Origin of the sequence: Serinibacter arcticus (genome assembly GCF_004786095.1) — a bacterium.
Taxonomy (GTDB): domain Bacteria; phylum Actinomycetota; class Actinomycetes; order Actinomycetales; family Beutenbergiaceae; genus Litorihabitans; species Litorihabitans arcticus.
On sequence record NZ_RHPJ01000002.1, the window covers coordinates 115,155 to 129,584 of the forward strand.

The following is a 14,430-nucleotide window of genomic DNA, read 5'->3' on the forward strand; positions in this document are numbered from 1 at the left end:
GGGGGCCTACTTCCGCAGCTCGATGACGGTCTGGCCGATCTTCAGCTGCAGCCCCGGATCCATCGGCTCGGGCTCGCCGACGCGGTGGTCGCCGAGCCAGGAGCCGTTGGTGGAGCCGAGGTCCTCGACGAACCAGCGGCCGTCGTGCGGGAAGATCCGCGCGTGCCGGCCGGAGGCGTAGTCGTCGTCGAGCACGAGGGTGCACGAGGGCGCCCGCCCGATCAGGACGGCCGAGGAGTGCAGGTTCAGGGTCGTGCCCGCCAAGGGTCCGGCGAGGACGACGAGCGTCACGGGGCCGGAGCGCTGCGGCGCGGGCGAGGTCCCGCCGTCGTCCAGCGGCGCGTCCGACGGACGACCGAGACGACGGCGACTGCCCGCGCGGGCGCCCACGCGCGTGCCGTAGATGTCGCTGCGCAGCGTGCGCAGGCACGACAGCACCAGCAGCCAGATCAGGACGAGGAAGGACAGCCGCAGGACGGTGAGGACGAGTTCGCTCACGCGTCGGTGCCCTCGCCGGAGTAGAAGAGCAGCCGCGTGCGGCCCATGGTGACGGTGTTGCCGTCCACGAGCGTGGCGGCCGTGATGCGGTTGCCCTCGACGAACGTGCCGTTCGTGGAGCCGAGGTCGGTCACGACGACGCCGCGCGGGGTCCGGCGGATCTCGACGTGCCGCCGCGAGACGCCCGTGTCGTCCACGACGATGTCCGACTCGTTGCCGCGGCCCAGGACCGTGGTCTCGCTGGTGAGGAGGTAGCGCTTGCCGTCGATGTCGATCAGCGGGTGGCGCGGCGGGGCGGGGACCGTGCCGGTCCACGACTGCTGCTGGTCGCCGTGCTGACCGGCGTGCTGGTTGCCCTGCGGGACGCCCTGCTCGCCACCGGCGCGGACGGTGGAGGAGTGGACCCGGAACCGGCCCGTCTCGAGGTCGGGCTTCGCGGAGAAGGTCACGGCGAGCGGCCCGACCAGCGAGAATCCCTGCTCACGGGCGTGCTCGGCGGCGGCGGCGATGATCTCGTCGGCCAGGGCGTCCTCGCCCCACTCCACGACGCGCTCGTGGTCGCTCTCGCCGAGCTCGACGTCGAACGTGTTCGGCACGACGGTGCGGCCGCGCGAGAACGACGCGGCGCGGTCGTCCATGTCCTTGCGGATGGCGCTCGCGATCTCGACCGGCTTGACCTCGGACCGGAAGGCCTTGGCGAAGGCCGAGCTCACGACGCGTTCGACGCCCTTCTCGAACCTGTCGAGAACGCCCATCGTGCACCTCCCCGTTGCTCACCCCCGGGCCGTGGGGCCGAGGTCTGCTGTCTCGTGGTCGTCTGGCGTGTCGCGATGGTTCCCTGGGGAACCGCCTTGCGGGCGCGACGACGTCGCGCGCGTGGGGCTGCCGCTGTTCATCGTAACGGGGGCGGCCCTCGGCGGGACGGGATGCGGTGGCGCGCGTGGGCGGCTGTGGTGCGCAGGGTGTGAAGACGGCGGCGCGTTCGGCCTCCCGTGTTCGGGGTGATAGGCTCGTTCGCGCTGATCCCGTGGGAATCGAAAGGTTGCCTGCAGGGGACGCACCACGCGCAAGTGGCGGAATAGGCAGACGCGCACGGTTCAGGTCCGTGTGTCCGAAAGGACGTGGGGGTTCAACTCCCCCCTTGCGCACAGCGGTCGAAGGCGGGATCCCGGTGTCGGGGTCCCGCCTTCGTCGTCCTCGGGTGTGCGCTGGTCGGCCCCGGGCGGTCAGCCCCGCAGGATCTGGAAGAGGCCCTCGCCGATCACGACCACGGCGATGAGGCCGCCGATGATCAGGAGCGTCCAGGTCTGCTTGTCGCGACGGCGCTTCGCCTCCTCGGCGTGCGCCTGCGCGACGACGGGGGCGGGCGCCGCCTCGGTGGCGCCGGGGTCGCCGGGGTCGCCGGGGTCGGCGGGGCCGGTCGTGAGAGCGGGGGCGTCGTCGTCGATCCACAGCTCCCAGCCCTCCGGCAGGGGTGGGAAGTCCGCGGGCGGCGTCCAGTCCGGCGTGGGCGTCCAGCCGCGCGGCGGCGCGGGCCAGGAGGGCGGCGGGTTGTAGCGGAGGGCCATGTGCCCACGGTAGGTGACGCGTCCGGGTGGGATCGGGGCCGGCTCAGGCGTCGGGGGTGAGGACCAGTCCGTCGATCAGCTGCTCCCACGCGGGCGCGAGGGAGTCCGGCGCGCCGGACATGATCAGGCTGAAGGACCGTGCGCCGTTGTCGGCCAGGAGGGTGTTGGCCTCGACGTCGGGCGGCAGGCCCTCGAGCTGGGCGTTCTCGACGACGAGCACGTCGACGCCGTCGATCACCGACGTGGACACCTCCTCACCCTCGCGGGCGGGGTAGTCGTCCAGCGGGATCGGGGAGCCGAACCCGTCGACCGACAGGATCGCGCGGGGGTCGGCGCGCTCGAGCGTGAGGGGCAGCTCGGAGGGCTGCTCGGCGAAGTCGGCCGGGAGCGTGAGCTCGATGCCCAGCTCCTCGACGGTGTGGGTGGTGGTGGCGCTCGCGCCGTCGCCATCGCTGTCGGTCGGGGCGGTCTCGGCGCTGCCCGAGGCGTCGGGGTCAGGCGCGCTGTCCGCGTCGCACGCCGCGAGGCCCGTCAGCGCGAGGACGAGGGCGACGGCGCCGAGCGCGCGTGGGGTGCGAGGCACCGCTCAGCCCTCCTCGAGCAGGCGCTGGACCCGCTCGACCTTGGCCGTGAGCTGGCCCGTCCGACCCGGGCGGATGTCGGCCTTCATCACGAGGCTGACGCGCGAGCCGTAGGCGGCGACGGCGTCGGTCGCCTCCTTGATGACGGCCAGGCACTCGTCCCACTCGCCCTCGAGCGTGGTGAACATCGACTCGAGGCGGTACGGCAGGCCGGAGGCCTCGACCACGCGCAGGGCCGCGGCGACGGCGGGGGCGACCGACCCGCCGTCGCCCTCCAGCGGGATCTCGCCGGGACCGGACGGGGCGACGGAGAAGGCGATCAGCATGCGCACCACGCTAGTCCGCCGCGACGCCCGGGGAGGCGGGTGGCATCAGTGGCGCTCCCACGTCACCACGAGGCGCCGCAGCAGCCTCACCAGCACGTTCAGCCCGATGCCGAGCGCCGACAGGATGATCAGCAGCGCGAACACCGCCGGCGTCTCCATCCGGCCCTGCGCCTGGAGGATCAGCACGCCGAGCCCCTTCTGGGCGCCGACGAACTCGGCCACGATGGCGCCGATCATCGACGCCGCGACGGCGAGCTCGAGTCCCGAGAAGATCTGCGGCAGCGACGCGGGCACGAGGAGGCGCAGCCGCACCTGCATCGGCGTCGCCCCGTTGACGCGGAACAGGTCGACCTGGTCGCGGTCGACCGAGCGCAGTCCGTGGATGGTGTTCACCAGCACCGGGAAGAACGCCAGCAGCACCACCACGACGACCTTGGAGGAGAGCCCGAAACCGAACCAGATGACGAACAGCGGCGCGATCGCGACCTTGGGGATCGACTCGATCGCCACGACGTAGGGGAAGACGATCCCGTAGAGCGTCGGCAGCTGTGCCAGCGTGATGGCCAGCGCGAGACCGAGCCCGACGCCGATCGCGAGACCCAGCCCGACCTCCGTCATCGTCGCCCCGGCGGCCTCGAGGTACCGCGGGAACGCCGCGGGGTCGAACAGGGCGACCAGCACGTCGCTGAGGACGGGCACGACGTAGGACGGCGTCCCGAGGGCCTGCGGCAGGAGCTGCCAGGCCAGCAGCAGCACCGCCAGGACGCTCGTCGAGCCGACGAGCTGGCGCCGGCGCGGGGTCCAGCCCGTGCGCGCCGGCCGGGCGAGGACCGCGGCGTCGGAGGGGGCGGATGCGTTGCTCGCATCGATCGCGGTCATGCTGCCTTCACCTCGAAGTCTCGTCGGATCCGGGCGCTGAGCGCCGCGAACTCGGGGGTGCCCATCAGCTCGAGCGTGCGCTCGCGGCCGAACGGGATCTCGATCTCCTCCACGATCCGACCGGGGCGGGCGCTCATCACGATCACGCGCTGCGCCAGAAACACCGCCTCGGGGATGGAGTGGGTGATGAGGACCGCGGTCTTGTGAGTCTCGCGCCAGATGCGGTTGACCTCGACGTTCAGCGCGTCCCGGGTCATGGCGTCCAGCGCCCCGAAGGGCTCGTCCATGAGGAGCAGCGACGGGTGGTGCACCAGCGCGCGGCAGATCGCGGCGCGCTGCTGCATCCCGCCGGACAGCTCGTCGGGGCGCTTGTGCGCGAACTCCTCCAGCCCCACCATCCGCAGCAGGTCCATGGCCGCCTCGCGGTCGGCGGCGCTCGCGCGCCGCTTCAGCGTGACGGGGAGCAGCACGTTGGCGAGGATGTCGAGCCACGGCAGGAGCGTGGCCTTCTGGAAGACCATCCCGACGTCGTCGGACGCCTTCCCGCCGAGCTCGCGGTTGCCGAGGATGCCCGTGCCGCCCGTGTGCTGCTCGAGGTTGGCGAGGATCTTCAGCAGGGTCGTCTTGCCGCAGCCGGACGGTCCGACGACGGCGACGAACTCGCCCTCGTCGATCGTCAGCGTGATGCCCTGCAGCGCGACGACGTCGCCCGTGCGCGTGGAGTAGACCTTGCTGAGCCGGTCGAGCTCGACGAGCGCGCTCACAGGTCGATCCCGTACACGTCGCACAGGTTGCGGTGCAGCACCCGCTCGGCCAGCCAGGTGGCCTGCCGCGGTGTCCACAGCCGGTCGGCGACGCCGGAGCCCAGCACGCCGTCGAGCGCGGTCCGCGCGCGCAGGGTCGAGGCGAGGTGCATCTCGGGGGAACCCGTGTCAGTGCCGAACATGACCCTGTTCGCCGGCAGCAGCTCGAGCCACTCCTCCAGCACGCGCGTGACCGTGTGGTGCTGCAGGTACGGCATCCACGAGAAGTCAAGGTGAACGTTGCCGTGCATCTGCGCGAGCGCGGTGAGGTTGGAGGAGTAGGGGAACCCGCCGTGGATGAGGATGATCTGCAGCGTGTTGAGCGCCGGGTCGCCGATGAGGCACTCGAGCAGCAGCGGGTTCGCGGTCGAGATCCGCAGGCCCGGTTCGGTGTGGCCGAAACCGGTGTGGATCTGCACGGGCATGCTCGCCCCGACGGCCCACTCGGCGATGACGAACGCGAGGTGGTCGGCCAGCGCCTTGTGCGCGGCGGGGTCGAGGTCCGCCTCGGCCTCACGGCCGTCGAAGGGCCGGTCGGCGCCGGCGCTCAGCGTCCGCCACGCGTCGCGCGCCGTGGGGACGTCGGTGCGCACGAACTCCAGCGTGCGCACGTAGGCCGAGGCGATCTTGAGCCCGACGAAGCCCTCGCTGCGGCGCCGCTCGAGCGAGGCGATCACGAACTCCGTGTACGCCTCGAGCGTGGTCGGGAGCGCCGTGCCGCTCAGCTCCAGCTGCCGCTGGAGCACCCGGAAGAAGATCCGCCGGAAGCGCGGTGCGTCCGTCCCGCGTCCGGTCCACGCGGGGTGTCCGAACGGGAACAGGTAGGGGTCGATGCGGGCGATGGGCCTGTACCGCTCGTGCGGCCAGGTCTCGGCGTCGATCTCGGGGATGTCCGTGAGCACGCTCGCCGTGCCCGACAGCAGCAGCGCTCGGTCGTACAGGCCGACCGGGTCGTCCAGGCGAGCCTGGCGGCTCACCTCGTCGAGGAGTTCCGGGGCCACCGGGCCGTACAGCGCCTCGCAGCCCTCCTTCAGCGCGACCGCGTGCACCGTCGTGGTCTGGAACTCGCGGCTGGCCGCGACGAGCGCCGGGATGCCGAGCCGCTCGCCGAGGGCGGCCGCGCCGCCGTCGTCGCCCCGCTCGACCAGGCCCATGTACGCCTGGTAGTCCGCGTGCGGGACGTGGCCCTCCACGTGGCCCATCGCGTTCTCGAGCACGTAGTGGTCGACGCCGGAGACGTGCTGCCCCGGCCGGACGTAGCCGGCGTGGGAGTGGTGGTCGATGGCGGGGACGCCCTCGGTCCAGGTCGGAGGGGCCGTCATCACTCGGTCCACCCCGCGGCCTCGGCCACGACGGCCTCGCCGTCGAAGTCGTTGTAGCCCTCGACGAGCAGGTTCTGCACGTGCGCCTGCGCGTCGATCTCGGCCGGGACGATGCCGCTGTCGACGGCGAAGGTCGCCCACGCGGTGACGGCCTCCGGTGCGTAGGCGCCCCACGTGGCGGTGCCCTCGGGGTCGTCGGCGGTGAGGAGCTCGATGCGCCGCTCCAGCGCGGTCAGGTCGGTGGCGAGCTGCTCGTCCTCGGAGACGCCCGCGAGGCGGGTGGCGGGGAAGTCCTCGTACATGATGCGCAGCGCGGCCTCGGGGTTGGTGGCGGTGAAGAGCGTCGCCTTCGCCATCGCTCGGCCGAAGCCCTCCACGACGTCGGGGCTCGCCTCGAGGTAGTCGGGCGAGGTGAAGTAGGTGGTCGAGAAGAGCGAGGCGACCTCCGGCGTCGTGAAGTAGTTGAGCTCGACCCCCGTCGCCTCGAACGCGGCGTACTCGGTGTCCCACAGCGAGAGCGCCTGGACCTGATCGGCCTCGAGCGCCTGCAGCGCGGCCGCACCGGTCCCCACGGCGATGTTGTCGAAGTCCTCACCCTCGGTGAAGCCGACGGAGTCGAGGATGCCGTTCGCGAGGAGCAGGTTGCTGCTGCCGAGGCTGGACTGTCCGATCGAGGCGCCCTCGAGGTCGGACAGGTCCTGGATCGGCCCGTCGGCGAGGGAGACGATCGATCCGGTCTGCTGGCGGATGTAGTTGTAGACGAGCTGCAGGTCGCTGCCGGACTCGATCGCCTGCCACAGCGGCTCGGGCGGCGTGGAGCCGATCTCGAGGGCGCCGGTGTTGATGCCCTGGACGATCGAGGTGGAGTCGGTGGTGTGAACGATCTCGAGGTCGATGCCCTCCTCGTCGAAGTAGCCGAGGTGCTCGGCCACGGCCATCGGGGAGTTGTTGGCGCCCATCTGGGTGGGCAGGCCGAAGCGGACCCTGGTGGGCTCGGCGGAGTCGCCGGCCGATCCGGAAGTGTCGGCGGAGCCGCCCGAGCCGCCCGAGTCGCCGGAGCAGGCGGCGAGGAGGGAGGTGGCGAGCAGGACCGCGACGGCGGCGCTCGTGCGGGAACGAGTGCGGGTGCGGGAACAGGAACGGAACAGGGACAGGGACATGAGGTTCTCCTGGGGGCGATCAGAGGTGTGCGGGATCGACGGCGCACCCCCGGTGGGGGTCGTCGGTGCGGTGGTGCTGCGGGGCTGGGCAGGTGCGGGTCGGCCCCGGGCGGGCCGACGGCGTCAGGCCTCGGTGTCGCGGGACGCGGTGTCGCGTGACCCGGTGTCGCCGGTCTCGGTGTGGCGCTGCCGGAGCCCCGGGACCGAGGGTGGCGTGACCACCCAGACGGCCTCGGCGACGTCGTCGCCGATGTTGACCAGACGGTGGGGGACGCTCGTGCGGTACTCGATGCTGTCGCCGGCGTCGAGGACGGTGGTCTCGCCGTCGACGGTGAACTCCAGGCTGCCGCGGATCACGAGGCAGATCTCCTGGGAGTCGCCGTGGGTGTAGTCGTCGGCGCCCGTGCCCTGGCCGGGCGCGTACTCGGTCACGAGGACCTCGACGTTGCCGACCGGGGGCTGGGTGATGCCGTAGTGGGCGACGTTCCCGTCCGAGAAGAGTCTCGGGCGGTCCTCGCGCCGCAGCACGCGTCCGTGTCGCGGGGTGGGCTGGAACAGCTCCAGCCACGTGACGCCGAAGGACTCGGCGATGGAGCGGATGACGGCGAGGCTGGGGTTGGCCTGGCCGTTCTCGATCTGGCTGATGTAGCCGGCGCTGACCCCCGCGCGGGCCGCGAGGGCCCGCATCGACACGCCGGTCTGCGCCCGCAGGTCGCGCACCCGCTGACCGAGAGCGGCGGTGTCGGTGGTGGTGGTCACGATGTCTCCTTCGGTGAACACGGCGTTTACTGCCGTGGCTCCACCGTAGGGAGGGAGGTGTTTCCTCGGAAGACCTCGGCTGTAACCGTTGTGTTGCCTGACAGTAAACATGTTGCTTACCGACGGCGTCGCTAGCGTGGGCCCATGACGCTCACGCTGACAGCCGACCAGGAGGACCGCGCCGTCGCCGCGCTGCTGGGCTCCGCCCTGGGCGACGCGCTCGGTGCCGGGTACGAGTTCGCCGCCGTTGCGCCCGACCTCGAGCCCGGCATGATCGGCGGCGGCCTGGGGAACTTCGCGCCGGGGGAGTGGACGGACGACACCGCGCAGGCGGTGGCCGTCGCGCGGGGCGCGGTCGCGGGCGACCTGCGGACCGAGCGGGCGCTCGACGTCGTGGCGGCGGGGTTCGCGCGCTGGTTCGCGGAGGGCCCGGCCGACGTCGGGATCCAGACCCGCGCGGTGCTGCAGCTCGCGGGCCCGGACGCCTCCGCGGCCCGGATGCGCGAGGCCGCCGCGGCCGTGCACGCACGCACCGGACGCAGCGCCGGCAACGGGGCGCTGATGCGGACGGCGCCCGTGGCGCTCGCGCACCTGGACGATCCGGAGGCGCTGGTGCAGGCGGCGCTGGCCGTCGCGGCGCTCACGCACGTCGAGGCCGACGCGGGGAGTCCAGCGCGCTGTGGTGCCTGCTGGTCCGGCACGCGGTGCTGGCGGGGGAGACGCCGGTGTTCGACGACGTCGCCGCGTGGGTCCCGCGGGCCGACGTGTGGCGGGCGCGGTTGCGTGAGGCCGAGGAGGCCGCGCCGTCGACCTTCACGACGAACGCCTGGACCGTGGGGGCGCTGCAGGCGGCGTGGTCCGCGGTCGTGCAGACGCCGGTGCCGGTGGCCGCGCCGTCGGACCACCTCGTGGCGTCGCTGACGACGGCCATCAGGATCGGGCACGACACCGACACCGTCGCGGCGATCGCCGGAGCGCTGCTGGGTGCGCGGTGGGGGACGACCGCGCTTCCGGAGCGCTGGCTGGAAATGCTGCACGGGTGGCCGGGAGTGCGCGCGGACGACGTGCGGGCGATGGCGCTGGAGATCGTGCGGGGCTGAGCTTGTGGCGGTGCTCCTCTACACCTGCCGTGAACGGTCCCGATGCTGGTGGCGGGGTGGATCGGCGGTGCTGGGCGCCGCTGATCGACCCCGTTGATGGCTGGGCGGTGGCGATTGAGACCTGACGGCCGTGTTCGGCGGGCGAGAATGTCGATTGTCGTTTAGGTTGTGCTCAGTTCGGGCATGAATCGTCCGAGTTCAGTTCCACGGACCCGGAATGACGAGGACCCTCCATGCCCGACGACCAGCCCTCCGTCACGCCCGCTCCGGGTGCTGACACGAGCCCCTCGCCGGCCTCGCCGCCCGCGCCGCCCGCCGAGTGGGGCGTCACCCGCCCGACCAGCGGGGCGTATGCCCGCGTCAGCGTCGTGCCCCCGCGTCCGGACGACGTCGTGGCCTCCTACGGGACGACCTACGGCGCCGCGGTGCAGCCGCGTTCGGACTTCGAGGACTGGCGTTCGGGTTCGATCGAGCGCGACTCGCTGTTCCCCGAGCTGGTCGCGGCCGGGGCGGCTGCACGCGAGGCCGCCGCGCTCGCCGACGCCCGCCGTGCGCGGAACCGGGCCCGCCGCGGTCCGGTGGCCGCCGGTGTGGCGGCGGGTCTCGTGGCGATCGCGATCGGCGGGGCGCTGGGTGCCGGGGTCTTCGACCTGGGTGGCACCGACGCCGGCCCCGGGCTCGACGCCGTCGCCGCCCCCACGGCGCCGACCGCGGTCGAGGCCCAGGACGCGGCGGCTCTGCCCCCGACGCCGGAGCCCGTCGACCCGACGACGATCGGGCCCGTCGACGAGGCGGGGTGGGCCGCCGTCGCCGCCGACCCGGCCGCGCACGCGGGCGAGCGCTTCAGCCTGTACGCCGAGGTGCTGCAGCTCGACGACGGAGGACCGCGCTCCTTCAGCGCCGCCGTCGGGGCGAACGCGCCGACCACCGCAGGCGAGCTGTCGTCGCAGGTGCACGTCTCGGCGCTCGACGCCGAGCTCGCACAGGTCGCCGAGGGAAGGGTGTTCCGCCTCGTCGTCAAGGTGATGCCGCAGCCGCACGAGGACGGGCGGCCGCACCTCGCCGTGCTCGCGCTCGAGGAGATCGGCGTGGGCGCGGGGGCGGACGGCCGCTAGGCGTCGGTGCGCCGCCGGGTCACGCCGGGACGGTCGGCGCCGCGAGCGTGGCGGTGCCGTCGGCGTGCAGGACCTGGCGGTACGGACCGGTGGTGCGGCGGCCGCGGGCGCTCGCGGCGTCGTCGACGGCGATCCACGCGTCGGCGGTGCTCGCCGGCCGCCGGGGCAGGTGGACGACGGCGGCCGCCTCCGCTGCGCGCAGCATCACCGGGGCGGCGGCGGGCGCGAGGGGTGCTCCGGCGTCGTCCGCCTCCGGGGTGAGGAGCGCGGCGCTGACGGTGATGACGCTCTCGTCGGTCGTGCCGTCGTAGGCGAGCAGGACGTCGTGCGGGAGTGCTGCGCCGTCGACCCCGAGACGCGTGAGCAGACGCGCGACGGCGCCGGGGATCTCCGTCTCGTCGGTGACGGTCTCGGCCACGCCGGTGCGGCGGATCTCTGGCAGGTCGGTGAGCTCGGTCGTGGTCATGGTGGTGGCGTGTCCTTCCTCGACGGCGCGCAGGCGCGAGCGCACCTGCGTCAGGGCCGTGGAGGCCTCGGCGATCCGGGCGGCGAGCTCGGACTCCCGCTCGCGCAGCAGCGTGAGCAGGCGCTCGTGCGTCAGGCCCGCGGCGAGCAGGTCACCGATCGCGTCGAGCCCGAAGCCGCTCGAGCGCAGCGCGACGATCGCGCGGACCCGTCCCGCCTGGGCGGGGGCGTAGCGACGGCGGCCCGTGCGGTCGTCGACCTCGGCGGGGGCGAGCAACCCCAGCTCCTCCCAGTGGCGCAGCATCCGCCGGGACGTCCCCGTGCGCTGCGCCAGCTCCCCGATGCTCTCCACGGTGACCACCTCAGCTCCTGACACGGTGTGAGGGTCAAGCGTGCCCGGAAAACGCCTCGGGAACGCCCGAAAGGACCTCGCGGATCAGGTGGAGTCGCGGACGACCAGGGTGGCAGGCAGCGTCACGGAGCGCACCGGGCCGTCGTCGATCATGCCGAGCAGCGTGTCGACCATCTCGGCGCTGATGTCGTCGAACGGCTGGCGCATCGTCGTCAGTGCGGGATCCAGCGCCTGCGCGAGGCCGGAGTCGTCGAAGCCGGCGAGCGCGACGTCCTCGGGGATCCGCCGCCCGGCCCGTCCCAGCGCGATCATCGCGCCCGCGGCCATCAGGTCGGAGGCGGCGAAGACGGCGTCGACGTCGGGCGCGCGGCGCAGCAGCTCCTCCATGCCGGCCGTGCCCGAGTCCTGGGTCCAGTCCCCGTGCACCACGAGCGAGGCGTCGTAGTCCGCGCCCAGCTCCTCGCGGTAGCCCTCGAGCCGGTAGCGACCACCGGGCGTGTCCAGCGGTCCCGTGATCATCGCGATCCGACGGCGTCCGCGCTCGCGCAGGTGCGCGACCATCGTGTGCGCGCTGTTCGCCTCGGCCACGGAGACGGACGGCACGCGGCCGGCGTAGCCGAGCGGGACGCCGCACGTGACGGTCGGGACGTGCAGGTCCAGCAGCAGCGAGAGCATCGGGTCGCTCTCGTGGGAGGAGATCAGCAGCACGCCGTCGACGTGACCGGCGGCGATGTAGTCGGCCGCGTTGGTCCGCTCGGTGGGGGTGCCGGCCACCAGCACCACGAGCGTCATGGACCGCGTGGTGAGCGCCTCCGCCGCGCCGCGCAGCAGCAGCGGGAAGGTCGGGTCGGCGAAGAGGCGGTCCTGCGGTTCGGTCAGCAGGAAGGCGAGCGAGTTGCTGCGACCCGTGACGAGGGAGCGGGCGTGCTGGTTCGCACGGTAGCCGGTGGTGGCGATCGCCTTCTCGACGGCCTCGCGCGCCGGGGGCGAGACCCAGTGGCCGCCGTTGATGACCCGGGAGACGGTGCCGCGGGAGACGCCGGCGGCCGCCGCCACGTCGCGGATCGTGGGGCGGCGACGGATCGGTGCAGCCACCTCGCTGTTGGTCACACGGGGGACTCTAGCCGTCCCCGGACGGCGGCAGGGCGCGACCGGACGCGCGACCACGGCCGAGAGGACTGTTCACGGTCACAGTTGCATCACGGAGGCGACAGCGGGTAGCGCGGAGCGGCCGGACGTGCTTAACCTGTGCACGGTCACAGGCTGTGACCGTGCACAGTTCGGATGTACCGCACCACCAGCTGCATCAGCGGTGCACGACCCAGTTCGACTCAATGGAGTGTCATGCCGGAACTTCTGTGGCCCGTCAGCGGGTCCATCGCCTACGGGGGCGACTACAACCCCGAGCAGTGGCCCCGCGAGGTCTGGGACGAGGACGTCGCCCTCATGCGCGAGGCCGGTGTCAACCTCGTCAGCGTCGGCATCTTCTCCTGGGCGATGCTCGAGACCGAGGAGGGCGTCTTCGACTTCGCCTGGCTCGACGAGCTGCTCGACCTGCTGCACGCGAACGGCATCGCGGCCGACCTCGGCACCCCGACCGTCTCCCCGCCGGCCTGGTTCTTCGCGACCTACCCCGACGCCCGCGTCATCGACGCCGACGGCGTCGTCAAGGGCTTCGGCTCTCGCGGCATGGCCTCGCACGCCTCACCCGAGTACCGCGAGGCGATCGTCCGCATCGCCGGCGTGCTCGCGGCCCGCTACGCCGACCACCCCGCCGTCGTGATGTGGCACGTCCACAACGAGTACGGCGTGCCGGTGGCCGAGGACTTCTCGCCCCGCGCCGTCGTCGCTTGGCAGACCTGGCTGCAGGAGCGCTACGGCTCGCTCGACGCGCTGAACGCCGCCTGGGGCACCGCCTTCTGGGGCCAGCGGTTCGCCCGCTGGGAGCACGTCGTGGCCCCTGCCGCGACGCCGTCGACGATCAACCCCTCGATGAAGCTCGACTGGGCCCGCTTCACCGACGACGCGCTGCGCGACTGCTTCCGCCTCGAGCGCGACACCATCCGCGCCCGCGCCACGCAGCCGATCACCACGAACTTCATGGCGCACCAGTCCTGGAACACCGACCTGTGGAAGTGGGCCCGCGAGGTCGACATCGTCTCCGACGACCACTACCTGTGGTCGCCCGACCCCGAGGCGCACGTCGCCCTCGCGCTGTCGGCGGACCTCACGCGCTCGGTCGCTCGCGGCCGCCCGTGGATCCTCCTGGAGCACTCGACCTCCGCCGTGAACTGGCAGGGCCGCAACATCGCCAAGCGTCCCGGCGAGATGAGCCGCAACGCGCTCACCCACCTCGGCCGCGGCGCCGACGGCATCATGTTCTTCCAGTGGCGCGCCTCCCGCTCCGGCGCGGAGAAGTTCCACTCCGCGATGCTCCCGCACGCCGGTGTGAACAGCCGCGTCTTCCGCGAGGTCACGGAGCTCGGTGCGCAGCTCGGCCGCCTCGGCGAGGTGCAGGACTCGCGCGTGCAGGCCGACGTCGCCGTCCTCTACGACTGGGAGTCCATGTGGGCCCAGGACCTCGAGTGGCGTCCGTCGGACGCGCTGTCGTTCCGCGAGCGGATGCGCACCTACTACGAGCGCCTGTGGCGTGACGGCGTCCCGGTGGACTTCGCCCACCCGGACGACGACCTCTCGGGCTACCGCCTCGTCGTCGCCCCCGCCTCCTACCTGCTGACGCAGCGCAGCGCCGACAACCTCACGGCGTTCGTCGCTGGCGGCGGCACGCTCCTGGTCTCGGCCTTCGCGGCCGCGGTGGACGAGCACGACACCGTGCACGCGGGCGGCTTCGGCGCTCCGCTGCGCGACGCGCTCGGCCTCGTGGTCGAGGAGTACCGGCCGCTGCGCGAGGGTGACGAGATCACGATCGACGTCGTCGACGGCGACTCGACCACCTCTCTCGTCTCGCGCGACTGGACCGAGGACCTCGCGCTGGCGGGCGCGCAGGCCTGGGCCACCTACTCCGGAGCGCCCGAGGGCGGCCCGGAGACCGGCGGCCCGGCCGTCACGCGGCACGAGCACGGCGAGGGCGTGGGCTGGTACGTCGGCACGACGCTCGACGTCGCGGGCCTCGCGCCCGTGCTCGCCGCGGTCTACGCCGACGCCGGCATCACGCCCGCCACGACGCCCGACGGCGTGGAGGTCATGGTGCGGCACGCCGCCGAGGCGAGCTACGTCGTCGCCGTGAACCACACGCTCGCGGACGCGGCGGTCCCGGCGACGGGCACCGACCTCCTGACCGGCGCGGAGATCGACGGCGAGCTGACGCTCCCGGCGGGAGCGGTCGCCGTCGTGCGCACCACCCCCGCGCTCGACCGCAGCGCCACCACCCCGACCTCGGAGGGGCTCCCCAGCCTCGCCGGTGCGGCCCTCGCGGGCCGCTGACGAGACCAGCACGTTCCAGCACGACCCAGCAGTACCCGCAGAACCCGCAGTACGGCGG

14 protein-coding genes, 1 tRNA gene and 1 pseudogene are annotated in these 14,430 nt (G+C 73.0%); 4 read left to right on the plus strand and 12 right to left on the minus strand.

Annotation, left to right across the window (positions count from 1 at the left end; genetic code table 11):
* Positions 1-6 precede the first annotated feature (6 nt).
* Both SERN_RS05375 and SERN_RS05380 read right to left on the minus strand, forming a co-directional pair.
* Positions 7-498, minus strand: coding sequence for an FHA domain-containing protein FhaB/FipA (locus SERN_RS05375; protein ID WP_135849124.1), 492 nt, complete (start codon positions 496-498; stop codon positions 7-9).
* On the minus strand, positions 495-1,253 hold the full coding sequence (locus SERN_RS05380; RefSeq protein WP_135849125.1) for an FhaA domain-containing protein: 759 nt from the start codon (positions 1,251-1,253) through the stop codon (positions 495-497). The genes SERN_RS05375 and SERN_RS05380 overlap by 4 nt, the downstream gene beginning before the upstream one ends.
* Before the next feature lie 309 nt (positions 1,254-1,562).
* Here SERN_RS05380 and SERN_RS05385 point away from each other — a divergent pair.
* Positions 1,563-1,646 (plus strand) — tRNA-Leu (locus tag SERN_RS05385).
* Positions 1,647-1,724: 78 nt separating this feature from the next.
* Here SERN_RS05385 and SERN_RS05390 read toward each other — a convergent pair.
* The 8 genes from SERN_RS05390 to SERN_RS05425 form a co-directional block, all read right to left on the minus strand.
* Positions 1,725-2,066: a hypothetical protein gene (locus SERN_RS05390; protein ID WP_135849126.1), complete on the minus strand. Its 342-nt coding sequence runs from the start codon at positions 2,064-2,066 to the stop codon at positions 1,725-1,727.
* 43 nt (positions 2,067-2,109) lie between these two features.
* Entirely contained in the window at positions 2,110-2,649 is a 540-nt protein-coding gene (locus SERN_RS05395) for a hypothetical protein (protein WP_135849127.1), read from the minus strand.
* 3 nt (positions 2,650-2,652) lie between these two features.
* Positions 2,653-2,973, minus strand: coding sequence for a thiamine-binding protein (locus SERN_RS05400; protein WP_135849128.1), 321 nt, complete (start codon positions 2,971-2,973; stop codon positions 2,653-2,655).
* A gap of 45 nt (positions 2,974-3,018) precedes the next feature.
* The gene (locus tag SERN_RS05405; RefSeq protein WP_135849129.1) at positions 3,019-3,852 is read right to left on the minus strand and encodes an ABC transporter permease; all 834 of its coding nucleotides are present in this window, start codon (positions 3,850-3,852) and stop codon (positions 3,019-3,021) included.
* A complete protein-coding gene (locus tag SERN_RS05410) occupies positions 3,849-4,616 on the minus strand; it encodes an ABC transporter ATP-binding protein (protein ID WP_199241519.1) in 768 nt (255 codons plus the stop codon). The genes SERN_RS05405 and SERN_RS05410 overlap by 4 nt, the downstream gene beginning before the upstream one ends.
* A complete protein-coding gene (locus SERN_RS05415) occupies positions 4,613-5,977 on the minus strand; it encodes an amidohydrolase family protein (RefSeq protein WP_135849130.1) in 1,365 nt (454 codons plus the stop codon). The genes SERN_RS05410 and SERN_RS05415 overlap by 4 nt, the downstream gene beginning before the upstream one ends.
* The gene (locus SERN_RS05420; RefSeq protein WP_135849131.1) at positions 5,977-7,137 is read right to left on the minus strand and encodes an ABC transporter substrate-binding protein; all 1,161 of its coding nucleotides are present in this window, start codon (positions 7,135-7,137) and stop codon (positions 5,977-5,979) included. Before SERN_RS05420 ends, SERN_RS05415 begins: the two co-directional genes overlap by 1 nt.
* Before the next feature lie 123 nt (positions 7,138-7,260).
* Positions 7,261-7,896 carry a helix-turn-helix domain-containing protein gene (locus SERN_RS05425; RefSeq protein ID WP_158292571.1) on the minus strand — a complete coding sequence of 212 codons (636 nt, stop codon included), beginning with the start codon at positions 7,894-7,896 and terminating at the stop codon, positions 7,261-7,263.
* A gap of 144 nt (positions 7,897-8,040) precedes the next feature.
* On the opposite strand from SERN_RS05425, the pseudogene SERN_RS05430 reads away from it, so the two are divergent.
* Positions 8,041-8,996, plus strand: a pseudogene (locus SERN_RS05430) (ADP-ribosylglycohydrolase family protein).
* Positions 8,997-9,229: 233 nt separating this feature from the next.
* Positions 9,230-10,111 carry a hypothetical protein gene (locus SERN_RS15255; RefSeq protein ID WP_158292572.1) on the plus strand — a complete coding sequence of 294 codons (882 nt, stop codon included), beginning with the start codon at positions 9,230-9,232 and terminating at the stop codon, positions 10,109-10,111.
* A 19-nt stretch (positions 10,112-10,130) separates the two neighbouring features.
* On the opposite strand, the gene SERN_RS05445 is transcribed toward SERN_RS15255, so the two are convergent.
* Both SERN_RS05445 and SERN_RS05450 read right to left on the minus strand, forming a co-directional pair.
* Entirely contained in the window at positions 10,131-10,952 is an 822-nt protein-coding gene (locus SERN_RS05445; protein WP_135849135.1) for a MerR family transcriptional regulator, read from the minus strand.
* A 60-nt stretch (positions 10,953-11,012) separates the two neighbouring features.
* Positions 11,013-12,038: a LacI family DNA-binding transcriptional regulator gene (locus SERN_RS05450; RefSeq protein ID WP_233251497.1), complete on the minus strand. Its 1,026-nt coding sequence runs from the start codon at positions 12,036-12,038 to the stop codon at positions 11,013-11,015.
* 234 nt (positions 12,039-12,272) lie between these two features.
* On the opposite strand from SERN_RS05450, the gene SERN_RS05455 reads away from it, so the two are divergent.
* Complete coding sequence (locus SERN_RS05455; protein ID WP_135849136.1) at positions 12,273-14,372, plus strand: beta-galactosidase; 2,100 nt, start codon at positions 12,273-12,275, stop codon at positions 14,370-14,372.
* Positions 14,373-14,430 lie beyond the last annotated feature (58 nt).

Bases quoted from the DNA above. Each gene is read 5' to 3' on its own strand.
- SERN_RS05380 (WP_135849125.1), bottom strand. From the start codon at position 1,253: ATGGGCGTTCTCGACAGGTTCGAGAAGGGCGTCGAACGCGTCGTGAGC.
- SERN_RS05455 (WP_135849136.1), top strand. From the start codon at position 12,273: ATGCCGGAACTTCTGTGGCCCGTCAGCGGGTCCATCGCCTACGGGGGC.
- SERN_RS05420 (WP_135849131.1), bottom strand. From the start codon at position 7,137: ATGTCCCTGTCCCTGTTCCGTTCCTGTTCCCGCACCCGCACTCGTTCC.
- SERN_RS05390 (WP_135849126.1), bottom strand. From the start codon at position 2,066: ATGGCCCTCCGCTACAACCCGCCGCCCTCCTGGCCCGCGCCGCCGCGC.
- SERN_RS05415 (WP_135849130.1), bottom strand. From the start codon at position 5,977: ATGACGGCCCCTCCGACCTGGACCGAGGGCGTCCCCGCCATCGACCAC.
- SERN_RS05400 (WP_135849128.1), bottom strand. From the start codon at position 2,973: ATGCTGATCGCCTTCTCCGTCGCCCCGTCCGGTCCCGGCGAGATCCCG.
- SERN_RS15255 (WP_158292572.1), top strand. From the start codon at position 9,230: ATGCCCGACGACCAGCCCTCCGTCACGCCCGCTCCGGGTGCTGACACG.
- SERN_RS05405 (WP_135849129.1), bottom strand. From the start codon at position 3,852: ATGACCGCGATCGATGCGAGCAACGCATCCGCCCCCTCCGACGCCGCG.